20 protein-coding genes are annotated in these 23,277 nt (G+C 72.1%); 9 read left to right on the top strand and 11 right to left on the bottom strand.

Annotated elements, in window-relative coordinates; all coding sequences use genetic code 11:
• Positions 1-52: 52 nt before the first annotated feature.
• From IEY55_RS02380 to IEY55_RS02355, 6 genes are all read right to left on the bottom strand, one after another.
• The gene (locus IEY55_RS02380; RefSeq protein WP_189053415.1) at positions 53-1,057 is read right to left on the bottom strand and encodes a glycosyltransferase family 9 protein; all 1,005 of its coding nucleotides are present in this window, start codon (positions 1,055-1,057) and stop codon (positions 53-55) included.
• Positions 1,047-1,787, bottom strand: coding sequence for a SigB/SigF/SigG family RNA polymerase sigma factor (locus IEY55_RS02375; RefSeq protein WP_229686020.1), 741 nt, complete (start codon positions 1,785-1,787; stop codon positions 1,047-1,049). The genes IEY55_RS02380 and IEY55_RS02375 overlap by 11 nt, the downstream gene beginning before the upstream one ends.
• Before the next feature lie 80 nt (positions 1,788-1,867).
• Entirely contained in the window at positions 1,868-2,332 is a 465-nt protein-coding gene (locus IEY55_RS02370; protein WP_229685900.1) for an ATP-binding protein, read from the bottom strand.
• Positions 2,333-2,361: 29 nt separating this feature from the next.
• Positions 2,362-3,516, bottom strand: coding sequence for an acetate/propionate family kinase (locus tag IEY55_RS02365; protein ID WP_189053413.1), 1,155 nt, complete (start codon positions 3,514-3,516; stop codon positions 2,362-2,364).
• Positions 3,513-5,927, bottom strand: a complete 2,415-nt coding sequence (locus tag IEY55_RS02360) for a phosphoketolase family protein (RefSeq protein WP_189053411.1) — start codon at positions 5,925-5,927, stop codon at positions 3,513-3,515. Before IEY55_RS02360 ends, IEY55_RS02365 begins: the two co-directional genes overlap by 4 nt.
• A gap of 168 nt (positions 5,928-6,095) precedes the next feature.
• On the bottom strand, positions 6,096-6,713 hold the full coding sequence (locus IEY55_RS02355; RefSeq protein ID WP_189053409.1) for an SRPBCC family protein: 618 nt from the start codon (positions 6,711-6,713) through the stop codon (positions 6,096-6,098).
• Positions 6,714-6,993: 280 nt separating this feature from the next.
• On the opposite strand from IEY55_RS02355, the gene IEY55_RS02350 reads away from it, so the two are divergent.
• From IEY55_RS02350 to IEY55_RS02340, 3 genes are all read left to right on the top strand, one after another.
• Complete coding sequence (locus tag IEY55_RS02350; RefSeq protein ID WP_189053408.1) at positions 6,994-7,614, top strand: hypothetical protein; 621 nt, start codon at positions 6,994-6,996, stop codon at positions 7,612-7,614.
• Between the two features lie 682 nt (positions 7,615-8,296).
• Positions 8,297-9,811, top strand: coding sequence for an ATP-binding protein (locus IEY55_RS02345; RefSeq protein WP_189053406.1), 1,515 nt, complete (start codon positions 8,297-8,299; stop codon positions 9,809-9,811).
• Complete coding sequence (locus IEY55_RS02340) at positions 9,808-10,374, top strand: D-glycero-alpha-D-manno-heptose-1,7-bisphosphate 7-phosphatase (RefSeq protein ID WP_189053404.1); 567 nt, start codon at positions 9,808-9,810, stop codon at positions 10,372-10,374. The genes IEY55_RS02345 and IEY55_RS02340 overlap by 4 nt, the downstream gene beginning before the upstream one ends.
• 58 nt (positions 10,375-10,432) lie before the next feature.
• Here IEY55_RS02340 and IEY55_RS02335 read toward each other — a convergent pair whose 3' ends face one another.
• The 3 genes from IEY55_RS02335 to IEY55_RS02325 all read right to left on the bottom strand — a co-directional run bounded on the left by IEY55_RS02335 (position 10,433) and on the right by IEY55_RS02325 (position 12,621).
• Positions 10,433-10,804 (bottom strand): hypothetical protein, encoded by a 372-nt coding sequence (locus IEY55_RS02335; RefSeq protein WP_189053402.1) that lies wholly within the window; start codon positions 10,802-10,804, stop codon positions 10,433-10,435.
• A gap of 215 nt (positions 10,805-11,019) precedes the next feature.
• On the bottom strand, positions 11,020-11,457 hold the full coding sequence (locus tag IEY55_RS02330; protein ID WP_189053400.1) for a ChaB family protein: 438 nt from the start codon (positions 11,455-11,457) through the stop codon (positions 11,020-11,022).
• A gap of 6 nt (positions 11,458-11,463) precedes the next feature.
• Positions 11,464-12,621: a glycosyltransferase family 9 protein gene (locus IEY55_RS02325; RefSeq protein WP_189053399.1), complete on the bottom strand. Its 1,158-nt coding sequence runs from the start codon at positions 12,619-12,621 to the stop codon at positions 11,464-11,466.
• Positions 12,622-12,809: 188 nt separating this feature from the next.
• Between IEY55_RS02325 and IEY55_RS02320 the strand changes: the two genes are divergently transcribed.
• Complete coding sequence (locus tag IEY55_RS02320) at positions 12,810-14,204, top strand: aldehyde dehydrogenase family protein (protein WP_189054183.1); 1,395 nt, start codon at positions 12,810-12,812, stop codon at positions 14,202-14,204.
• 13 nt (positions 14,205-14,217) lie between these two features.
• On the opposite strand, the gene IEY55_RS02315 is transcribed toward IEY55_RS02320, so the two are convergent.
• The gene (locus IEY55_RS02315; RefSeq protein WP_189053397.1) at positions 14,218-14,643 is read right to left on the bottom strand and encodes an anti-sigma factor antagonist; all 426 of its coding nucleotides are present in this window, start codon (positions 14,641-14,643) and stop codon (positions 14,218-14,220) included.
• Positions 14,644-15,191: 548 nt separating this feature from the next.
• Here IEY55_RS02315 and IEY55_RS02310 point away from each other — a divergent pair.
• From IEY55_RS02310 to IEY55_RS02290, 5 genes are all read left to right on the top strand, one after another.
• On the top strand, positions 15,192-16,409 hold the full coding sequence (locus IEY55_RS02310; protein WP_229685898.1) for a glycosyltransferase family 9 protein: 1,218 nt from the start codon (positions 15,192-15,194) through the stop codon (positions 16,407-16,409).
• The gene (rfaE2, locus tag IEY55_RS02305) at positions 16,406-17,905 is read left to right on the top strand and encodes a D-glycero-beta-D-manno-heptose 1-phosphate adenylyltransferase (RefSeq protein WP_189053395.1); all 1,500 of its coding nucleotides are present in this window, start codon (positions 16,406-16,408) and stop codon (positions 17,903-17,905) included. The genes IEY55_RS02310 and rfaE2 overlap by 4 nt, the downstream gene beginning before the upstream one ends.
• Positions 17,902-18,720, top strand: coding sequence for a glycosyltransferase family 2 protein (locus IEY55_RS02300; protein ID WP_189053393.1), 819 nt, complete (start codon positions 17,902-17,904; stop codon positions 18,718-18,720). The genes rfaE2 and IEY55_RS02300 overlap by 4 nt, the downstream gene beginning before the upstream one ends.
• A gap of 301 nt (positions 18,721-19,021) precedes the next feature.
• Positions 19,022-19,186, top strand: coding sequence for a hypothetical protein (locus IEY55_RS02295; protein WP_189053391.1), 165 nt, complete (start codon positions 19,022-19,024; stop codon positions 19,184-19,186).
• 157 nt (positions 19,187-19,343) lie between these two features.
• Positions 19,344-21,410 carry a SpoIIE family protein phosphatase gene (locus IEY55_RS02290; RefSeq protein ID WP_189053389.1) on the top strand — a complete coding sequence of 689 codons (2,067 nt, stop codon included), beginning with the start codon at positions 19,344-19,346 and terminating at the stop codon, positions 21,408-21,410.
• Between the two features lie 1,002 nt (positions 21,411-22,412).
• On the opposite strand, the gene IEY55_RS02285 is transcribed toward IEY55_RS02290, so the two are convergent.
• Complete coding sequence (locus IEY55_RS02285) at positions 22,413-22,727, bottom strand: hypothetical protein (protein WP_189053387.1); 315 nt, start codon at positions 22,725-22,727, stop codon at positions 22,413-22,415.
• Between the last annotated feature and the right edge of the window lie 550 nt (positions 22,728-23,277).

The following is a 23,277-nucleotide window of genomic DNA, read 5'->3' as shown; positions in this document are numbered from 1 at the left end:
AGCCGATGGAACAGTCCGTCGCATTCTCGTTGATCTTGTCGAGTAGACAGGATCACAGAGGGGGGATTTTGGTGACGTCGAGTTGGTAGTGGCCCCCGGGAGACTGGCTTCGGAAGGTGCTGAGCCGGTCAACGGCGGCCAGTACGTCGTTGACCCCGACCCCGAGCAGCGCGGGGTCCGGGTCCGCGGCGAACGGGTCCCCGCGCCGCGCGCGGTCGTCCGACAACGCCACGTGTGGGCCGGCCTCCGGCGGTCCCCATGACCTTGCCGGGACCGGGCCGAACAAGACCACCGAGGGAGTTCGGTACGCGTACGACAGGTGCGCGACCCCGGTGTCAGCGCTGACGACCAATCGCGCGCCCGCGACCACCGCGGCCAGCTCGGCCAGTCCGGTCCGGCCGGCCAGCACCCGGTCCGCGGGCAGGCCGGCCTGCCGCGCCAGCTGCCCGGCCAATCCCGCCTCGGACTCGGCCCCGGTCACGACGACGTGATGCCCGCGCGCGGCGAGCCGACGGGCCACCGCGGCACAGCGATCGACGGGCCACCGCCGGCTGCCGTGCGCGGCACCTGGATGCACCACGGTCGCCCCGGGGACGGGGTTGGCCACCTCCAAACGCCGGATCCCGAGATCGGCCGGGTCAGCCGGGATCCCGTACGTCTGCAGCAGACGGCACCACCGCACCCGCTCGTGCAGGTCGTCCTCCCATTCCGGGCCGTCCCAACCGGCCGCGCGGTGCCCGATCCGGCGGCGCGGGCGCAGCGCCGCCAACACCTCGGTGCTCCGCGGCCCCGCGCCGTGCAGGTTGACCGCGACCGCGGGACGCTGGGCGGCCGGCCCCAGCGGGGCCAGCCCCCTGGTGGGCAGCACCTGGTCCACCGCCTCGGCCAGCGCCACCACGGGTGCCAGCCAGCCCGAGGTGGCTAGCTGGATCCAGTGGTCGGGGAAAGCCCGGCGCAGCGCCCGCAGCGCGGGTACGGCGATCAACAGGTCGCCCAGCTTCAACGCCCGCAACACCACGACCTTCGGCCGCGACCCGTTCCGGCGCTCAGTCCGCATCGCGCAGCTCCTGGCGAAGTTCCGCCAGGGTTCGGGCGAGGATCCTGGAAACGTGCATCTGCGAGACGCCCACCCGCTCGGCGATCTGCGTCTGCGTCATGTTCCCGAAGAAGCGCAGCACGAGGACCGTGCGCTCCCGCTCGGGCAGCTTGGCGAGTAGCGGCTGCAGCGACTCCCGGTACTCCACCTGTTCCAGTTCGGTGTCCATCTCGCCGATGGCGTCGCCCAGCGACATCGAGTCGTCGTCGGCCACCAGCAGGTCGTCCAGGGAGGCGCTGCGGTAGGCGTTGGTGGCTTCCAGCCCTTGGTAGACCTCCTCCAGGCTCAACTCCAGGTGGCTGGCCAGCTCGCTGGGCGTCGGCGCGCGACCGAGCCGCTGGGACAGCTCGCTGGTGGCTGCGTTGATCGACAGGTGCAGCTCCTTGAGCCGCCTCGGGACACGCACCGACCACCCGGTGTCCCGGAAGTGCCGGCGCACCTCACCCATGATCGTCGGCACCGCGAACGACAGGAAGTCCACGCCTCGGTCCGGCTGGAACCGGTCCACCGCGTTGATCAGCCCGAGGGTGGCCACCTGGACCAGGTCCTCCTGCGGCTCGCCCCGGTTGGCGAACCGGCGGGCGATGTGTTGGGCCACCGGGAGGTGCCCGGTGACCAGCCGCTCCCGCAGCTCGGCCCGCAGCGGGTCGTCCCCGGCGAGCGCGGCCATCTCGGCGAACAGTGGGGCCAGGTGGTCGTAGTGGCCGGGTGAGCGGGACTCACCGTGGGCCCGCGCCGCGGGATGGCCGTCCCGGGCGGACGCCGGTCGCCTCACCCATCCACCTCCCTGGCAGGTCGTTTCACCAGCTCGATGCGCACCAGATGACCGCCGGGATCGGCGCCGGCCGGAGCCGACCCGGTGGAGGCGTCGTCGACCAGTGCCGTGAGCACACGCCAGCCGAAGGTGTCGTTACGGGGGGGCGTCGCGTCCCGGGACAGCACCTCGGCCACGACCCGGATCTCGCGGGGCACCGAGTGGAACCGGCAGCGCAGCGGCGCATCCGGCGCGGCAACGCCGATCAGCTCGGCACACGCCTCGTCCACCGCCATGCGCAGGTCAGCGATCGCGTCCAGGTCGAAGTCCTGCCGCATGGCGATGTCGCCGGCCACCGCGCGGACCACCGAGAGCTGGTCCGGCCGTGCCTCGATGCGCAGCTCGACGGTACTCGTTCGGGCGCTGACCCGGCTGTCGGGCCCCGCGCTGGGCTCCGGGATGGACAATCTGGCCCCCACCACTCGCCTCGTCCTTCGTCGCCGGCGGACCGTCACAGTGGACGGCCTGCCATGGAGTTCTCCGCTTCCGACCGTAGTGCCGACCAGGTGTCGTGAGCGATCTGGAGCTCCTCCCGCGACCGGACGACGAGCACCGGGATCGGCACCCCGGGCGGGCTGACAGGACCATCGTCCGACCGGTTCCCGCGCAACCCGCCTCGTATCCCGAGTACCCCGAGACCGGCGCACACATCCTCCCGAACCTCGGGTTGGTCCCACCCGATCTCGCCGGTGAACACCAGCGCGTCGACCCGGTCCAAGCTGGTCGCGGCGGAGGCGAGTGCGCCGCGCACGCTGCGGGCGAACACCGCCAGCGCGAGGGAGGCGGCGGAGTCACCCTCGCGGGCGGCCCGCACCAGCTCCCTGGTGTCGGAGGAACGGCCGGCGGACAACGCCAGCAGGCCGGACCGGTGGTAAAGCGCTTCCCGCACATCGGCCACGTTCAGCTCGCTGCGTTCCAGCAGCCACATCAGCATGCCGGGATCGATGCTGCCGGAACGCTTCGTCATGACCACCCCTTCGAGTGGGGTGAACCCCATCGAGGTGTCCACGCTGCGGCCGCCGCGCACCGCGCACACCGAGCACCCGCCGCCCAGGTGGGCGAGCAGCAGGTGGAGCCGCTCGACCGGGCGGTCCAGCAGCGCCGCGGCACGGCGCGTGGCCCAGGCGTAGGAGAGGCCGTGGAAGCCGTAGCGCCGGACGCCGTAGTTGACCCGCCACGTCAGCGGCAGCGCGTAGGTGTAGGCCACCTCGGGCAGCCCGGCGTGGAAGGCCGTGTCCGGGCACAGCACCTGCGGCACGTACGGCAGCAGCTCCTGCGCGGCGTCGATCAGGTGCAGTGCCGGCGGCACGTGGATCGGGGCGAGGGACGCGGCCGCGTGCGCCGCGGTCAGCGCGTGGTGGTCGACGATGGTGGCACGGCGCAGCCACGGTCCGCCGTGGACCAACCGGTGACCAACCGCCTTCACCGTCACGATTCCCGAGCAGCGCACGAGTGTGGTCAGCGCCTTGATCGCCTCACTACGGCCGGGAAGACGTTCCAGGACGTGTTCGGCGACGACCTGGTCGGTGTCGTCGGCGCGGACCAGGTGCAGGCGCAGGCTGGACGAGCCCGCGTTGACGGTGAGGATGACATCGACGTCGTTCATTCCGACCACCGCCACCCGGTGATCTCCGGCGGGTCCGCGCCTTCCCGGTAGGACCTGGTCAGGACGGCGTCGCGGTCGGCGCGGAGCCGATCGGCGATCGTGCCCCCGCGCGAGGACCAGCCAGGTGCCCGGGAGATCGCGTCCGTGGCTAGGTCGTGTCGCGTCATCCGGTTGTCGGCCAACAGGTCGAACGGAGTCGTGGTCGTGCCTTCCTCGAGGTATCCGTGCACGTGGAACCGGTTCGGTCCGGCTCGCCCGTGCAGCAGCTCGTGCACGGCGGAGGGGTACCCGTGGAAACCGAACACCACCGGTACGTCGCGGCCGAAGCACGCCACGAACTCCTCGTCGGTCATCCCGTGCGGATGCCGCTCCTGTGGCGCCAGCACCAGCAGATCGACCACGTTCACGACCCGCACCCGAAGGTCCGGGGCATACCGGCGCAGCAGCCATGCGGCGGCCAGCACCTCGACAGTGGGGATGTTGCCCGCGCACGCCAGGACGACATCCGGCTCCGCCGGGTCGCGCGCCGTTCCGGCGTCGTTGCAGGCCCACTCCCACACGCCCGCGCCGGCACGGCAGTGTGCTTCGGCCGATTCCAGGTCCAACCACTGCGCCGCATCGTGCTTGCCCGCCACCACGATGTTGATACGGTTGGTGCTCGCCAGGCATTCGCGCATGACCTGGAGCAGCGTGTTCGCGTCCGGTGGCAGGTAGATCCGGGAAACGGACGCCTTCTTGGTGAGCAGGTTGTTGATGAAGCCGGGACCCTGGTGGCTGTACCCGTTGTGCTCCTGGCGCCATCCCTCGCTGGTGAGCAGGTAGTTGAGGCTGGCCACGGGTGCCCGCCACGGCACCTCCATGGCCATCTTGAGGAACTTGGCGTACTGGTTGACCATACTGTCCACAATGGATACGAATGCCTCGTAGGACGGGAACAGGCCGTGTCGTCCGGTAAGTAGGTAGCCCTGTAGGAAACCCTGGCACAGGTGCTCGGACAGCACCTCGATCACGCGACCGTCCGCGGTGAGGTGTTCGCTGTAGCCGGGAACCGGCCAGACGTAGGCGCGGTCGGTCGCCACCAGGATCTCGCCCAGCCGGTTGGATTCCAGTTCGTCAGGGCACACCACGCGGAAGTCCCGGCTGTCCTCGGTGCGTCGTATCAGCTCTGCCAGCCAGCGGGCCAAAGTCGGCGTGGCTCCCGCGATCGCGGCCCCCGGTGCCGGCACACTCACCGCATACGGTTCGAGCGGGGGAAGCGGAAGCTCACGACGCAGACGCCCACCGTTCGCCTGCGGCACCGACCCCAGCCGCAGGTCTGGTTCGGGTGGCACGGACAGCAGATCAGCTGCGGGCCGGCCCGTGTCGTCGAAGAGCTCATCGGGCCGGTAGGAGCGTAGCCACCGCGCCAACACGGCGAGTTGGTCGGGATTTTCGGCCACGTCCTCCAGTGGAACCTGGTGGGAGTGGAAGGTGCCCCCGATGGGTGTTCCGTGCGCGTCGTGGTCCGGCGCACCCCATCCCTTGGGACTGCGGACGACGAGCATGGGCCAGACCGGGCGCCCCGGCCGTTCACCGGCCCGGCACTGGGCCTGCAGCGTGGTGATCTCGTCGTGAATGTGATCCAGGGTCTCGGCAAGGGAACCGTCCGGATCGTCCGTCGTGGACACGTCGAGAAGGTGTGGTGCCCAGCCGGTGCCGCGGAAGTAGGCGGTCAGCTCGTCGTCCTCCATCGAGTCGTAGACCGTGGGGGAGGAGATCTTGTAGCCGTTGAGATGCAGTACCGGAAGCACGGCCCCGCTGTGGCTGGGATCGAGGAACTTCGAGCAGTGCCAGGCCGCGGCGGTGGGTCCGGTCTCCGCCTCGCCATCCCCGACGATGCACGCGACGAGCAGGTCGGGGTCGTCCAACGCCGCGCCGAACGCGGTGGCGAGCGCGTAGCCCAGCTCACCACCTTCGTGAATCACCCCGGGAACCTCGGGCGAGAGGTGGCTGGGGAAGCCGCCCGGCCAGGAGAAGCGCCGCACCAGCTCGGTCAGTCCGGACACGTCACGGCGCAGTGCCGGGTCGTGCTCGGCGTGGGTCCCCTCCAGCCACAGGTTGGCGTGCACCGCGGGAGCACCGTGTCCCGGCCCGGTCACCAGCAGGGTGCGGTGCCCGGTACGGTGTACCAGGCCGTTGAGTCCACTGTAGATGAACGTGATGCCGGGGCAGGTTCCCCAGTGGCCGAGCAACCGGGGCTTGAGGTGTTTCGGACGCAACGGCTCTCGCAGCAACACGTTGTCGCGCAAATAAATCATGGCGGCGGCGATGAAGTCGGCCGCACGCCGGTAGCGGCGCAGGGTTTGCGGGCTCGGCGTGGGCTCGCCCGGTGATGTCCCGGTGCGGCGGCTCGGGCCGGCGGTGACGGTCATGCGGTGTCCTCACTCGAAACCGGACTCGACAAGGCTGATAACCACGGCCGCGCTCGGAACAACCGCGTTGACAGGCGCGAACCCCTCCACCGGTGGTGACGCGGCTTGGGTAACCGCGCTCCACCGGGAGCGCAATCGTGGGTTGCCGGGCGTGGCGCTGGCGCGGCCTCAGCCACCCGGTGGCTTGTCCGACGGGCCACTGCCGGGGGGTGTTACCGGTCCCGGCCCCGAGCTCCCGAAGGGGTCCTCGCCAGCGGCTTCGGTCCCCGCCGCCCGCGATGGTCCGCCGGCGGTCCCGCCCGCGGCGGAGGTTTCCTGCTCGCCGGCCTGCGGCGGCCGCTGCACCTCACCGCGCCAGCCCCCGGTCGACCCGCCGCGGGCCTCGATGAACTCCCGGAAGCGGTCGAGGTCGTTGCGCACGCGGCGCTGCACGATGCCCAGCGCACTGGCTGCCAGCTCGGTGAAGCCCTCGGGCTCCCAGTCCAGCTGCAGGTGGACGCGGGTGTGCTCGTCGTCCAGCCGGTGGAAGGTGACCACGCCGGCCTGCCGGGGCCCGGTGATCGACCGCCACGCGACACGCTCGTCTGGACGTTGCTCGGTGATCTCGGCGTCGAACTCCCGGTGCGTGCCCGCGATCTCGGTCTCCCAGTGGGTCCGGGTGTCGGTCACCTGCTGGACGCGCCGCACCCCCGGCATGAAGTTCGGGAACGTCTCGAACTGGGTCCACTGGTCGTAGGCCGTGCGCACGGGCACGCCGACGTCGACGGACTTGACGATGCTCGGCACGACTACCTCCTTCCGCACGGGGTGGGCTGCGGTTGCCCGACCCGGGGAGCGGGCCCCGCCCGGCCGCTGCTCCCCTGCCCAACCCGGCCGGCACGAGCACCCGCTCCTGGACCGGGTTACCCCCGGTCCGGCCGGGTTACACGCTGCGTCGCCGCTGTCCGGCGCATTCGGCCGTTCCCGTTCACCGACCCGGCGTACCGGTAGCGCTCGGGCGTCGACGGGTGTGGACTGGGCCCGTCGCGGGAGCGTTGGCGAGAACGGCGTTCGGAGGCGATACGACATGGGCGAGCGGAACGAGCAGATGCGGGTGTTCTGGCGGCGGCTCGTGCTGGTGGCGGTGCCGCTGGCTGCCGCGGCCGCGGCGCTGGTCACCCGGCGCCCGGTGGGCCGGCTGGCCGCGGCGGTGCGGGGCCGGGAGGTGTCGGCCGACCTGATGGTCGGGGAGCCGGTGACCGCGGTGTACCGCTACTGCCGGGACGGGTGCGTGCTCGCCGACCTGGTCACCGAGATCCGGCGGATCGACCGGGTGAGCGACCGCCTGGTCCGGGTCCACCTGGTGGCCCCGAGCGGCCACCCGCTGATCATCCCGGTGGAGCGGACGGCCGACCACGACAACCGGCTCGTGGCGTGGAAGGCGGGCGGCCGGCACGGGTTGTGTGGGGTGCAACTGCGGCTGCGGCCCGGTCCCGGCCGGCACACCACGCTGATGCACGCGCGGCTGTGGTGGCGACCCGGCCACGGCTTGGCACAGCACTTCCGGGGCGATCCGCGGACCAGGCTCGACGAGGCGGTGCACCGGCTGGAGTGTGCGTTGGCCGATCGCCTGGCGGACGGGGACGTGGTCCCGCCGGCCCGGCGGCCGAGCACCCGGCCCCGGCCCGAAACCCAGCCGACGTCCTGAGTTTTCGCGTGGCATCGCTTGGCGGATATCCAGGACCCGCCACAGGCAGGACGCCGAGCGGCTCGATCTCGCCCGCGGCATCCCGGGGCCCCACCGGCCGGGCGGACACGCTCGGTTGGGCGACCTTCTGGTGCCGGTTCGGGCAGGGGCGGTTTTCCGGTTCGGTCCTGGCCGAGGGGCACCGGCGGTTCCCGGCCCCGTCACGCGATCAACCAACGGTCTCCCGAGAGCGCTGGTTTCCGTCCGGCAACCTGGCCCTGGGCGGCAGGCACCCGAGCCACCTCGGCCAATACCGTCCCACTCGCACTTCGTTCGGTGCTGATCCACCGCGTAGGGGCCCCGGGCTACGCCAGCAGGGTGGATTTTCCGGCCCTGATCAATCGAAGGGGTGCCGGCTGGCCTGACCAGCGACCTGTCCCATCCGGGCTTGGGAAACGCCTTGGCAGCCGGCTCATGTCCGATGGGCGTAGTGATTCGTCGGCCGCCCGGGTAGTGATCTACTGCCGGTGATCGGCCCCTCGCTGGGCCCGATATCCCCTTCGGCGGATCACTGACCAGGGGCGGTTTGCCGCAATTACTCCTCGGGAATCCAGCGGCAGGCGGAACGGGGCACGTCGTGACCCTTGCGTGCATGTTCATGAGGCGCTGTGCTGGGAGCCCCCGGTCGAGGCCAGGAGCGGACGTGTCGGACGAAGAACCTGGGGTGGTGTACCCGGCCGACGAGGGAGGCTTGCCCTCGCTGCCCGGTGCCCGGCTCGCGGTCCGTGTCGTGCCCGGCGACGAGCGACGCGGCGGCCGGGATTTCTACGACGTGGTGGCGTTGCCCGACGGTCGGCTCGCGGCCGCCGTCGGCCACCTGCCCGCCCAGCAGGGCTCGCTCGGCGCGGTGGCCGTCGAACGGTTGCGTGGTGCTCTTGCGGTGCAACTGCTGCACGGTCGGGACGCGGCCATGGCCATGGCCGGCCTGGACCGCTATGCCGAGGTGTTGCCCGCGCTGCGCGGGGTGTCGTTGTGTCTGGTCGTGTTCGACCCGGCCACCCGATCCCTGGAGTGCGCCTGCGCCGGTTCCGCCGGCCCACTGGTGGTGGGGCCGAACTCGGTGCGCCAGCTCGTCGGTTGCCGCGGGAGCCTGCTCGGGTTGCCTTCGGCCGAGCGTCCCGAGGCGGCCCGTGCCTGCCCCATCTCCCCGGAGGAGATGGTGGTGCTGCACACCGCCGGGGCTGGGCGCCGGGCGCCGGGCCGGGAGAGCCCGCCCGGCCGGCTCGCCGCGCTGGTCGCCGACCCGCCCACAGACCCGGGGGAGCTGTGTGACCGGATCGCCGAGCGTCTCGCGCGGCGCCCGCCCGGTGCCGGGGGCGAAGGTGCCGTGCTGTTGGTGCTCAGCCCGGAGCCGCCACCCGCCGACCTCGTCCTGACCTTCCCGGCACGGGCCGGCCGGCTGCCGGCCGTGCGCGACCAGGTGCGGGAATGGCTGGAGGGTCTCGGCCTGGGCACCGACGACGTGCAGGACCTGGAACAGGCGGTGGGCGAGGCGGCCGCCAACGCCGTGGAGCACGCCTACCCACCGGGCCAGGCCGGCATGATCCGGGTCAGCGGGTCGCTGGATCACGACGGCACCGTTCACATGGTGGTGGCCGACGGCGGCTGGTGGCGGCCCCCCAAGCCGGATCCCGGCCTGCGCGGTCGCGGCCTGTTGCTGATGCAGGAGTGCGTTGACGAGGTGCAGGTGGACCCTTCGTCGATCGGGACGACCGTCACCCTCCGCAAGGCGCCCCGCCGGGAGAGCCAACCCGTTCCGCCGGCCTCGGGTGCCGCCGACGTGCGGCTCGACCTGCGCACCCGGCCGGGCGAGGTCGTGGTGCGGGGCGACCTGCCCGAGCGGTCCGGCCCACCGCTGCGTCGCGCGTTGCTGCACGCCTCCCGGGGCGGTGCGTTCCCCGTCGTGGTGGATCTGCGCGATGTGGGCGAGGTGACAGACGGTGCCGTGCGGGCTTTGCTGGAGGTCGGCCGGGCCGCCGACGCCGCCGGGCAACAGTTGGTTGTCGTGGCCCCGCCGGGAAGTTCGGCCCTTGACGCCCTGACCTTGGTCGGCGCGCACCGCGTCGTGCGGGTTGTCGCGGCGCCGACAGCTACGGCAAGTAGTGATGGCGCCAACCGGGTTTACCGCCGACAAGGCGAGATAACTCCTCCTTTGTGAGTCCGACGACGGTAAGCACTCGGTCCACCCGAAGGGCGCGGACGAAAGTCCCCGGTGCCGTCCTGCTCGATCGGGACGGCACCTTGGTGCGAGATGTTCCGTACAACGCCGACCCCGGACAGGTGCGCCCGATGCCAAGCGCGCGGGCCGCATTGGCGATCCTGCGGCGAGAGGGCGTGTGCACCGGCGTTCTCACCAACCAGTCGGGGGTGGGGCGAGGGCTCGTCAGCGAGGCACAGCTGCGCGCGGTGAATGCCCGTGTCGAGGAACTGCTCGGCCCGTTCGACGTCTGGGCCGTCTGCCGCCATGTTCCGCAGGAAGGCTGTGTGTGCCGCAAACCCGCGCCGGGCCTGGTGTTCGCCGCCGCGACCCGGCTGGCCGTGAACCCGTGGGACGTCGTGGTCATCGGTGACGTTGGTAGCGATGTGGCCGCAGCCCGCGCGGCCGGAGCACGTGCGGTGCTGGTGCCGACCCCGCTGACCCGCCCCGAGGAGGTTGACGAGGCACCCCTCGTGGCGCCCGACCTGCTCACCGCGGTCCGTTGGGCCATGGAGGGAACGTGACGCGGCCGGAGCGCGAACCCTCCTGGCCCTGACGCCACTGGTTCCCGGTGGCCTCCGGCTAGTCGTCCTCGTCATCCCGTTCCCGGTAAGGGAGTTGTGGCCAGGGCAGCCCTGCCCACCGGCGCGCCCACTGCTGACAGGCGGCGCAACGCCGCACCCACGGGCTCACGGTGGCCGCCGCGGGATAGACGGCGGCACCGCACACCGCCACGTACGCGCCCGGTGCGCCAAGCCGCCGCCCGTCCGGGTGACCGATGCGGTTGTCGGGCACGCCGTGCAGCAACGGGGTGTCGAAAGCACGCACCCACCACAGCGGCGCCTCGTTGCGGCTCCGCTCGGACTCGGTCGGGGGTGGGCTGTCCGTGGTGAGCCACCTGCCGCGGCGGGCACCGAACGCGAGCCAGATCAGTCCCTTGCCGCCCGCTGCCATACGGTCAGTCTCTGTGACAGCCCGCGTTCCCTCCAGTCCACGTCCTGGCGACCGTGCGGGAGGGGATCTGCGAAGCGGGCAGGCATGACTGGTCCCGCCGGCCAGTACATGTGTCGCCGTACGACTATGAGTGGCACTGCCGCACGACACTGGCCGACGAACACACCGGATACCGCGGCACCCGGCCCGCGAGACCGGACCCGCCGGTGCCCGAGCTACCGTCGGGCGCGGGCCTGCGCGGTCTTGCGGGCGTTGGCCCTGCGGATCGCCTCGGCCAGCTCACCTTTGTTCATCCGGGAGCGGCCATGGATCCGCAGCTTCTGCGCCACCTGGTACAGGTGTTCCTTACTGGCCCTGATATCCACGCCCTGCTTGGTGCGTTGCCGCGGCACCTCGGCCCTACCGGGTCGGGCTCCGCCCCGCCGCCGCGCACCCCTGGCCGCCTGCGGGTCCGACGGGCCACGGTCGCCCTTCGGCTCCCAGTGGTCACCGACCTTCTCGAAGGAGTGCTTCAACGCGGCGAACGCCACGCGGTGCGCCCGCTGCCCCTCGCCGTAGGTCTCCACGGCGGAGTCGTGCGCCTTGATCCACGTGCGCTGCGCCTTGCGCGCAGACCGCTCGATCGTCGAGGGCAGTTCTCTGCGACCAGGCATCTGCCATCACCTCCGGCTCTTCACCCCGGCCCACAGGTCGATCACGTCGGCGAGCACCGCCGCCTCGTCGACCTCGGCCACGAACGACACGTCGTGCGGGCAACGCTCAGCGGACGGGTCGGTGCAGGAGAGACCACACTCCGGACACTGGGTGGTCCATGCGACGTGCACCCGGTGCTCACCCCGTCCGAACGGCCCCGCGTTGATGACGTTGCCGCACCAGTACACGCTCACCGTCGGGACACCCACGGCCTGTGCCAGGTGACGCGGCCCGCTGTCGTTGCCCACGAGCACCGTGCTGCGGGCGAACACACCGAGCAGCCCACCGAGGCTCACCTTGCCAGCCAGCGTGCGCACCAGAGGCCAGTCGGCCAGCGGTACCGCCTCGCAACACTGGCCGACCACCAGATCGGCGACGTCGGAGTCCCGGTCGTCTCCGACCACGACGACACCCGCGCCGCACTCGACCATCTTGGCGGCCACGGTGGCAAACCGTTCGGTGGGCCATCGTCGCCGCCGGTCACCGGCGCCCGGATGCACGGCCAGCAACGCCCGGGGCAGGCCGGACAGCGCCCGGTCCGCCTCGGCCAGATCGGCCTCGGTCACCTGCAGCCGAGGCTGCAGGGCGGTGGGCGCGGCACCGGCGAGCCCGACAACCTCGAGGTGCCGCAACGCTTCGTGTTGGTAGTAGTGGTAGGGCAGCCAGCGGTCCAGCGGCTCCGCATCGGCCTCGCGTGCACCTACCGTGTAGCGCGCCCCCAACCGGCGCAGGAACGGATTGGACCAGCGCCCGCCGCCGTGCAGCTGCACCGCGAGATCGAAGCGCTCCAACCGAGCCAGCGCGAAGAACTCGGCCAGCTCGGCCGAGTCCGGATCCGGGCCGTCACCGTTGAGCCCGCGTACCGGGGGCAACGTCCACGTGCGGTCCACCGGACCCGGTCGCCCGTCCAGCAACTCACCCTGCCAGGCCGGTCCCAGCAGGGTGATCTCGGCGTCCGGGTAGGAGTCACGCAGTGCCTGCAGGGCCGGGAGAGTGAGGACGAAGTCCCCCACCCCACCACCGCGCAGCACGAGGATGCGACGGACACCGGGCAGGAGTTCGCCCAGTGCCCCGACCCCGCGCGAGTGATCCCTGTCGGGCGCTAACGGCTGGAGGACGGACATCGGAGAACCTCCTCACCTTCGACGGGTTCCCCACCCACCTCGACCGAAACGGGCATGACGCTTTCCCGCCGCGGGTACTCCGCGGCCGGGTCCCTCGAGTTCGGGAGGTCGACGCGATGACCGAGACGTTGGGCGGCCGGCCGGCGACGGTGGCCGGCTACCGCGCCGCCGAGGCGGTGCGGGTGGCGATGGGCGGGGGAGAGGCGTTGCGCATCACCAACCCCACGGACGGCAGCCTGGTCGGCACGGTGCCGATGGCCGGTACCGAGGAGGTCGAGGCGGCGGTCGCCACGGCGCGGGCGGCCCAGCCCGGCTGGGCCCGCAACGATGTCGCCGACCGGGGCGTCCTGCTCCGTGCCGCCGGGCGCCGGCTGGAGGCGGCCGCCGAGCGGCTGGCCGGGCTCAACCACTCCGAGACCGGTCGACCCACCGCCGAGGCGTTGGCCGGCGTGCTGGCCGGCGCCGGGACGGTGGCGCAGTACGCCGAGCTGGGGCCGGTCAACCGCGGCCACTCCCTGCTCGGCGGCTGGAGCGCAACCGATCTGACGGTGCCCGAGCCCTACGGGGTCGTCGTGGCGTTGACGTCGTGGAACGACCCCGTCGCGGTGGCCTGCGGGCTGCTCGGTGCGGCCCTGGTCACCGGGAACACCGTGGTGCACAAGCCGAGTGAGCGTTGCCCACACACCGGGCTGCTGCTGGACGAGATCCTCAACGAGGTGTTGCCGCGCGGCGTGCTAATCTCGGTGTGCGGGGACGGCCTGATCGGTGCCGAACTAGCCGCACGGCCCGACGTCGATCTCGTCGTGCACGTGGGTAGCACGGCAACCGGGCGCTCCGTCGCGGCTGCCGCCGCGACCACGGGGGCCAAGGCACTGTTGGAAAACGGCGGCAACGACCCGCTTCTGGTTGACGGGAACGTGGATCCGGGGTGGGCGGCTGAGCAGGCCGCGATCGGTGCCTTCACCAACGCCGGGCAGAGCTGCACCGCGGTGGAACGGATCTACGTACACCAGGGGATCGCCGAGGAGTTCCTGGCCGCGCTGGTGGCCCAGGCCCGGCGGCGGGTGCCGGGGCCGCGGCGCGTTGAGGACGTGGAGATGGGCCCACTGGTGGACGTGGCGCACCGGGGGAAGGTGCACACCCAGGTGACCGATGCCGTCCGAGCCGGTGCCCGGTGCCTTGTTGGCGGGGAGATCCCGGAGGGGTCCGGAGCGCGCTATCCGGCCACGGTGCTGGCCGACTGCACGCCGGAAATGCTCGTGCTGCAGGAGGAAACGTTCGGCCCGGTTGCGCCCGTGCGCGTGGTGTCGGACTTCGGCCAGGGCCTGGCGGAGGCGGCGCAGGGACAGTACGGGCTGGCCGCCACCGTGCTCACCACGTCGATGGCTCACGCGCAGCTCGCCTGGCGCGAGCTACCCGTGGGCACCGTGAAGGTGAACGCGGTCTTCGGTGGTGCGCCAGGAGGCGCGGCGCGGCCGCGGGGAGCGAGTGGCGCCGGATACGGCTACGGGCCGGAGCTCCTGGCCGAGATGACCCGGTTGAAGTGCGTGCATCTCGGGCTCGGCGTGGCCGGGCCGCGGTAGCGGACCGGTGCGGTCAGCCCGACGGCGTCGTGGTGGTGCCGCCGGCCAACGCCTGCTCGAGCGTGGTGCAGGTGTCCAGCACGTCGGCCAGGCCGGTGGCGGTCAGCGGGCGGATGACCGCGCGCGTGGTGCACACCAGGCGGAACCGCACGCCCAGGTCGTTGGCCTGCTGGGCGGCGGCGACCAGCACCGCGAGCCCGCTGGAGCCCAGGAACGTGACCCCGGTGAGGTCGACCACCACCAGCTGCGGGGCCCCGCCGAGCTCCTCGCGCAGCCGCCCGCGCAGGGCGGGTGCGGTGAGCATGTCCACCTCACCGCGCACCTCGACGACCCGGGCCGCACCGTGCCGGCGGACGGCGAGGTCCATCACCTGTTCGGGGTCGGCTTCGTCGGCCACCGGTTCATCGCCGGGTCGGGGTTGCTGATTCCGATCGGTCATCGCTCGAGTCCTCCCAACCGGATCCGTGGAGTGGACGGCAGGACGCAGGCAAGGCCGTCGGCGTTCGCTGGACCCGACACGCTGTGTTCAATTGTTCGGTTGGGCGCTCCGCGCCTCTCGCCCCGAAGCGAAGCTCACCAATGCCCGTCACCTCGAATGTTCAATTGCTCGGGTCATGGCACTTTCCTCCGCACACCGCAGGTTCCCACCACCCGGCTACGGGCCCGGCGCTTTCGTAACCTTGCGTATACCGCCGTCCGGCATACCGCCCGGTAGCACCGACTACGCCGTTGGTTTCTGCTTGTAGCAGCAGCCCTCCGCACGCCGCCAGCGACTCCAACCGTACGGAGGTTGGTGGGACCCGACAACCGCCGCCCGGGTTGCCCGGGTCCGACCGCGCGGCGACGCTGCGACCTGCGGCGGGTTTCACCCGCGGAAAAGCGGGCACCGGAGAGGTGCGGGCCATCCCGGGCGGCCGAGACGGTGTTTTCCGCCCAACTTCCGGGAGCGTCGGTGTCGACCAGCGTCGACCAGCACGGAGGTGAACCGTGATTCCTGGACAGCGCGTGCCGGTACGGCAGTTGACGGCCATGGCCCGCGGGCGACGACGCCTCCGACCACGACCCACCGGCCACCCGGCCGCCGACTGCGGCGCCCCGCCGCGGTGGCGGGAGCTGCGCCGGGTGCTGGTCGTGCGACCGGACAACCTCGGCGACGTCGTCATGCTCACCCCGGCGCTGCGCGCGTTGCGCAGAGCCGCGCCCACCGCGCACATCGACCTGCTCGCCTCGCCGGCCGGCGCGGCCGCGCGCCAGCTCCTGCCGGACGTCGACGGCATGCTCGTGGTGTCGCCCTCCTGGCAGGACGCCTCGGCCCGGCCGGCAGGCGACGCCACCCGCGTGTCCTGGCGCGAGCAGGCGCTGGTGAAGATGGTCGCGACGCGCGACTACGACGCGATGCTCGTGTTCACCTCGGCCCGGCAGTCGCCGTGGCCGGCCGCGCACGTGGGCCTGCTGGCCGGCGTCGGCATCCGGGCGGTGCATTCGGCCGAGTTCGGTGGCGCCGTCGCCACGCACTGGGTGACGCCTCCCCCGGAGCAGACCCACCAGGTCGACCGGTGCCTGCACTTGTTGCGGGCCCTGGGCGTTCCGGACGCGGGACGGGAGCTGCGGCTGCGCGTTCCGCCGGATGCCGAGGCAACCGCGGCGCAGGCACTGGCCCGGGCCGAGGTCGGGGTGGACCAACCGTTCACGGTGCTCGCCCCCGGTGGGTCCTGCTCGGCCAAGTGCTACCCGGCGGACCGGTTCGCCGCCGCGGCCCGGCGGGTGGCCGAGGATGGCCTGCCGGTGCTCGTCACCGGCTCGGACTCCGAACGGGAGCTCCTCGCCCGGGTGGCCGAGCTGGCCGGCCACCCGGACGTGCGCGTGCTGGAGCCGGTGTCGGTACCGGTGTTGACCGCGGTCGTGGCCGCCGCCGGGGTCGTGCTGTGCAACAACTCCGGCTGCATGCACCTGGCCGACGCCATGCGGACCCCGGTCGTCGTCGCCTACGCCGGAACAGAGCGGCTGGAGGAGATGCGGCCGCGATCGGCGCCCGCCGCGTTGCTGCGCCGCGCCGTGTCGTGTGCGCCCTGCCGCCAGTTCCGCTGCCCCTACCGGCAGGAGTGCCTCGACGTGGCCCCGGCGGAGCTGGCGTTCGCCGCGTTGCGGCTGGCGGTCCGCGGGGAACGGGCGCCGGTCCCCGCCGGGGAGGGGAGCATGCCGTGATCACCGCCCTCACCGCCGATCTCCCCCTGGACCTGGCCGAACGCCGGCCCCGGATCGCGGTGCTGGGCGACGTGATCCTGGACGGCTGGCTGGCCGGGGAGTGCCACCGGCTGTGCCGGGAGGCACCCGCGCCCGTCGTGGAGGTCCAGCGGGACGTGTACGCACCCGGCGGCGCCGGCAACAGTGCGGCCAACCTGGCCGCACTCGGCGCCCGGGTCGAGCTGGTCGGCGTGGTGGGCGCGGACGACGACGGGCGCCGGTTGCTCGGGGCCTTGCGGACGCTCCGGGTGGACACCTCGGGCGTGCTGGCCGAGCCCGGCCGCCGGACCATGGCCAAACGCCGCCTCGTCGCCAGCGACCAGCTGTTGGCCCGGCTCGACGAGGGTGACGACGGGACGCTGCCGCCCGCACGGCGCCACGCGCTGGTTCGCGCCGCCCTGCGTGCCATCGGGCGCGCCGACGCCGTGCTGGCGGCCGACTACGGGCTGGGCGTGTGCTGTCCCGAGCTGCTGGCCGCGCTACGCGAGCACCGGGACGAACTGCCCCCGCTCGTGGTCGATGCCCACGACCTGCGGCCCTGGGCCGCGGTGCGGCCCGATGTGATGACGCCCAACGCCGCCGAGGCGCTCGCCCTTGTCGGGAACGGGCCGCCCGCGGCCGCCTCGGACGAGGAGCGGGTGGCCTGGGTGGAGCGGCGGCGGGGCGAGCTGCTCGCGGCGGGTGGTGCCGGCACCGCCGTGGTCACCCTGGACCGGGCCGGCGCCGTGCTGGTCGAGGGCGCCGGCACCGTGGCACACCCGGCACACCGCACCTGGGCGGAGCCCGCCCCGGCGGCCCACGCCAACGGCGCCGGGGACACCTTCGTGGCGGCGTTCACCATGGCCGTGGCCGCGCGCCTGCCGCCGGCGCTGGCCGTGGAACTCGCGCAGGCGGCCGCCGACGTCGTGGTGCGCCGCCCGGCGACCTCGGTGTGCAGCGCCGCCGAGCTGGCCGATCGGCTCGGCAGCTACCGCACCGCGGCCGTCGACGCCGACCAGCTCGCCCGGCTCCTGGCCGAGCACCGGGCCGCCGGCCGTCGGATCGTGTTCACCAACGGCTGCTTCGACGTGCTGCACCGCGGGCACGTCGCCTACCTGAACCAGGCGAAGCGGCTGGGGGACGTGCTCGTGGTCGCGGTCAACGACGACGCCGGCGTCGCCCGGCTCAAGGGTCCGGACCGCCCGGTGAACCCGGCCGCGGACCGGGCCGCCGTGCTGGCCGCGCTGAGCTGCGTCGACCACGTCGTGGTCTTCGGCGAGGACACGCCGGCGGTCCTGCTGGAACGGGTGCGGCCGGACGTCTACGCCAAGGGCGGGGACTACCGCGCCCAGGCGCTGGCCGAGGCCGAGCTGGTGCGGCGCCTCGGCGGCGAGGTGCGGATCCTCGACTACGTGCCCGACCACTCCACCAGCGCGCTCATCCGCCGGATCCGCGCCGGGGCGGCGATGCGGGGATGATCGACATCCTCGTCGCCACCCGCGACCGACCCGTTGAGCTGGCGACCGCGCTGTCGGGACTGGCCGCGCAGCCGGGTGCACCGTTCCGTGTGCTCGTCAGCGACCAGTCCGACACCGAACCGTCCTATGCCACCCCGCCCGCCCGGGCGATGGCCCGGGTCCTGCGTGCCGGCGGCCATCCGGTCGAGTGGGGACAGCACCTGCCGCGCCGCGGCATCGCCGAGCACCGGGCCCACCTGCTGGCGTCCTCGAGCGCGCCCTACGTCCTCTTCCTCGACGACGACGTCTGGCTGGAACCGGGCACGGTGCACCGGCTGCACCGGGCGATCCAGGTGCTGGGATGCGGTTTCGTCGGCGCCGCGGTGCAGGGTCTGTCCTATTTGGACGATGTTCGGCCGCGGGAGCTGGCCCCTTACGAGGAATGGGACGGGCCGGTGCGGCCGGAACGCGTCGAACCGGGATCACCGGCCTGGCAGCGGTGGACCCTGCACAACGCCGCCAACCCCGCGCACCTGGCGCAGCGCCGGAAGCTGCGGCCCGGGCAGTGGCGGGCCTACAAGGTGGCCTGGGTCGGTGGTTGCGTGCTCTACGACCGGGCGGCGCTGGAGGCGGTGGGCGGCTTCGACTTCTGGCGCCGGTTGCCGCCGGAACACTCCGGGGAGGACGTGCTGGCGCAGTGGCGGGTGATGGCGACCCGCGGCGGCGCGGGCATCCTGCCGAGCGGGGCGGTGCACCTGGAGTCGCCCACCACCGTGCCCCACCGGCCCGTCAACGCCTTCGAGGTGATCCCGCCCTACCCGGCCGGTACCCGCTGACCGGGGTAGCGCCCGCGGACGCGGTCAAGGCCGCGGGCCGAGCCGGCACGCCAGGGGCGCGAGGCCGCACAGCTAGCAGCGCCCTCCGCCCCGTGAGCCAGCTCGCATCGGGACAACATCCGCCGGTGTCGCGCGTCGTCCGAACGGACGGGTCAGGAAGACGGATGGAGTAACACCGATGGATGAACGGTGCCAGCCCTCCGGGTCGGATTGCTCGCCCCCGGGCCGCACTGCGCGCCTCATCGCTGCGTTGCGATGCTCGTTCCGCCCGCCACCTCGCGGTACACGTCGTATCGAGCCCGTGATCGGCACCATGGCCCTGGTCGCGCTGGGCGCGACGCTCGTCGCGACCTTCGCCAGCCCGGAGCCGCTCGCCCGGCTGGACGGCCCGGCCCCCGCCCAGCCCGCGGCGAGCACGCCGGAGACCCCCAGCGACACGCCGGGCCCCGCCGACCCCGGCCGGTGAGGCCGCTCGCGTTCCCCCACACCCCACCCCCGAATCGGCCCGCCGTTTCGGACATCCACACCCTGTTGCGGGCTGCCGGGGGTCGCGGATCGGGCTTAAGCTGCCGCAAAGGCGCGCCTGGTTCGGTGGATTCACTTCGGACGCGAGGGAAAACGCGATGAGCCCTCCCGGCCCGGCGGTACTGCCGGAGGGCATCGAGTCGGCCCCGACTCCGGTGCTCGTGGTCGACCTCTCCACCCGCTCGGTGGTGCGGGCGAACGAGGCCGCCGCGACCCTGACCCCCGGCGTTCGGCTCCCGGTGGACGTGGACGCCTGGGGCAAGGCGGCCGGCCTGACCGATGTGGACGGGCGGCCGCTGGGCGACCCGTGGTCCCCGCTGCACCGGGCGGCCGGCGGCCAGCACGTGGCCGGGGAGCCGGTCTGCGTCGGCGGCAACGAGCACGACGTGCTGTGGCTGACCGCGGTGCCGCTACCCGGACACGGCCCGCAGGGCGTGGCGCTGGTAGTGCTGGTGCGGCTCGCCGAGGACGAGGGGCTGCTCGACCGTTGGCTGGACCTGCTGCGCAGTCGGGCGCTGGCCAACACCGACGCGGCCGTGGTGGTCACCGACGCCGGTGGCCCCGACTTCCCGATCCGCTGGGTCAACCCCGCCTTCACCCGGATGGCCGGCTACGAGCCGCACGAGGTGCTCGGCCGCAGCACGACGCTGCTGCACGGGCGGGACACCGACCCGGTCGTGGCTGACCGGCTGCTGCGCGCGATGCGGGACCGCCGGCCGGCCACCGAGGTGTTGCTCAACTACCGGCGCAACGGCACCGCCTTCTGGAACGAGGTGCGGGTCAGCCCGGTGCAGGACAGTACCGGCCGGCTGACGAACTTCGTGCTGGTGCAGTCCGACGTCACCGAACGGGTGCTGGTGGAGCACCAGCGCCGGGCCGCGCTGGCCGCCGCCGAGGAAACCCGGCAGCACCTTCGGTTGCTCACCGAGGCCACCACCTCGCTGACCGCCACACTGGACACGGTGGGTGCGGCGCGCCTGCTGGCCCGGCTCGTCGTGCCCTCGATGGCCGACTTCTGCTGCGTCGACCTGCTGGACGAACCCGGCGTCGGCGCGGCCAGCAGGGTCGCGGCGACGCACCGGGTGGCCGACCGCGTGGGCGTGCTGTACCGGATCGGTGAGCTGGTGTCCCCGCGCGTCGGCGGCAGCGGCCCGGTGTCCCGCGTGCTCTCCGGGGGACCCCCGGTCCTGATCCCGGAAATGCCCTCCGACCGGCCCATCGTGGCGGCGAACGACCCGGAGATGGTCCGGCTCTTCCGCGAGCTGCGCCCGATGTCGATGGTGGTGGTGCCGCTCCGCGCGCGGGGCCGCGTGCTCGGCGCGATGGTGCTCGGTACCGAGCGGCCCTACGGTCGCCGGTACACCCAGAGCGACCTCGACCTCGCCAGCAACCTCGCCGGCCGCGCCGCGCTCGCCGTGGACAACGCGCGGCTGTACGTGCGGGAGCACCAGGCGGCGTTGACGTTGCAGCAGAGCCTGCTGCCGGAACCGCCGGAGGTGCCGGGCCTGGCACTGGCCGCCCGGTACCTGGTCGGCGCCGGTGAGGCCGAGGTGGGTGGGGACTGGTACGACGTGCTCCCGCTGCCCGACGGCGCCGTCGGGCTGGTGGTGGGGGACGTGGTCGGCCACGACCTGCGAGCGGCCGCGGCGATGGGGCAGCTGCGCGGTCTGCTGCGCGCCTGCGCGTGGGAGGGGCGCGGGCCCGGCGCGGTGCTGGACCGTTGCGACGAGATGGTGCACGAGCTGCGCATGGGCTCGATGGCCACGGCGGCCTGCCTGCGCCTGGAACCACACAACGGGGCGGCGCGACGGAAACTGCAGGTCGCCAACGCGGGGCATCCTGCCCCGCTGATCCGTACCCCCGACGGCACGGTGGACTGGTTGACCAGCCCACGCTCCCCCCTGCTGGGCGCGCTGCGCGGGGTGGAGCGCCGGGAGAGCCGGGTGGACTGCCCGGACGGCTCCCTGCTCGTGCTGTACACCGACGGGATCATCGAGGTACGCGGGGCCGACCCGGACGAGCTGACCGACCGGCTGCGGGACGTGGTGGCCGGGCTCGGCGACGACTGCCCGGTCGAGGAGATCTGCGACCGGATCCTGGCAGCGATGTACACCCCGGCCTGCCAGGACGACGTGGCACTGCTCGTGGTTCGGGTCGTGGGCTAGCCGGACCCGAGGTCCGGCGGGACGTGTGATCGTATCCGGTTGCGGAAATGCCGAGTGGGAGTACGCCACGCCGGCAGCCCTGAACCGGCCAGGCAGTGGAAGGCGAGCACCGAGGCAGCACCCGGGTTCTCAGCCAGCGCGATCAAGAGTCACACTTCTCGCACCTCGTCGTACTGGTTGTTTGTCGGTGACCGGCTGCGGGCCAGGACCGCCGTTCTTTCGGTGCAGATCTGATGGACCGGTGCCCCTGGCTGGGGTGCGAAATTTTTCAACGGTTTCGGCCTCAAAAGAATTCCTACACGTGACGGCCCCCGATTCTGACCTCGGTAAGATCCGCTTTGTCCGGGTTGTGCCAGCAGGTGACAGGACCGCTCGAGACCTGTCAGTCTGGTAGATAATGCTGAGCTCTGTTGGCAAAAATTCCGGCCGTGACTCGCCTGTCGAACCCCGACTCCGGACGAAGGTTCGACACAATTTTTGTCCGGAAGAGTCCAAAGAACCTTCGTTTTGGCCCGCTGGCCACCGTCACTCGAAAAAACCGGCCACACATCGGGCACCTGAACCGGCTCGTTGTGATGCCAGTTTCGGGCTGTCTCAGTCGTACCCTGAACTCTCGATAGTATGTTCTTGTCTGATTCGGGTTGGGTACTGTGACGGAGTCGATGTGACGAACCGGAACGGTGACGTAGTATTCGGGCACCGTGTATTCCCCTTCGTGCGGCAGTACCGCGAACCGCATCAGCACACCTGGACCACGGATGGCCGGCCGGGTGGAACTGGTGCAGCCGGGGCGAAACCTGCTGGACCATCCTCACCGGCGGTGCGATGTCCCGGCCAGTCCTCAACCTTGAGGACTTGACCGTTGCGGTTCTCGGTTGGTCACCGGCTGCCGCGGGACATTCTCCTCGACGCGGTCGTCACGCCGACGTCCGACGAGCCGGGCGAGATTCCCAAGGAGTGCGTAGCGCGGGAGATCAGCGACGAGACTCGGCCAAGACGCGCTCAGCCGCGGATCCCGCGGAACCGCGTCGAGTCGGTGATGTCGGATTCCGACGGCCGCCCGTTCCAGTTGAGCCGGACCTCACACAGCTTCGCGACCGGACTCCGCTCCTGGTCGAGCCGCCACACCACGACCAGCCACCGCCCGTGCGGCAGCGACCACCGCTCCAGATGGTCCTCGGTCACGATGCGGGCCCACTCCTCGGCCCCACGACACACGTAGGGCCCATGGTCGTCGACATCCTGCGAGTGCTGGAGCACCCGCCGCCCACGGTCGATCCGGAACAGTTCGATCCGGTGCCAGTAGTTCCACGGCACGACCAAGATCCTCTCAGTGGGGCGTCAGGAATCCGGCGGCGACGCGCCAGACACCACGGGGGAGTCCACCACCCGAGTGCTCCGGCCGGTGCGTCGGTTACCCCGGGCCGGCCGCGGCGCTCGACGTCGGCGCCCGGCCCGGTTTGTGGGGATCAATCGTGCCAGGGCAGGCGGAGGTTTCGCCGAATCCACCGAAGGAGGCAAAAACCACGCGATTCGGTGACAATTGCCATTGGTTGCGGCACATACCCGGTCAATCGGACTTTCGTAAGTAACTCAATCAAAGACACCAAAGTGTCCACAACGGACATCCGTTGTGGACGCGCCTCTTCCCGTCGTGCACCCGGCGAACCCGACTGGTGCTCATCCGCGCTGTCAAGCGCGGCCCTGCGGCCTGTGGATAGCTCCCTCGCCCTGTGGACACCCGTTTTGACCTGTATGAGCAGATCGGTAGGCTCGTCGTGGGGCTCGCCCCCCGGTGAGGGCCAGGGTCTCGGCGAGTTCGTTTCATGTTGTGAGGCCGAGGAGTTGGAGGGGTCGGGTGGTGTCG

The sequence above is a fragment of the Longimycelium tulufanense genome (assembly GCF_014645795.1).
Classification (GTDB): Bacteria; Actinomycetota; Actinomycetes; order Mycobacteriales; family Pseudonocardiaceae; genus Longimycelium; species Longimycelium tulufanense.
This window is presented reverse-complemented; position numbering and strand designations above follow the sequence as displayed.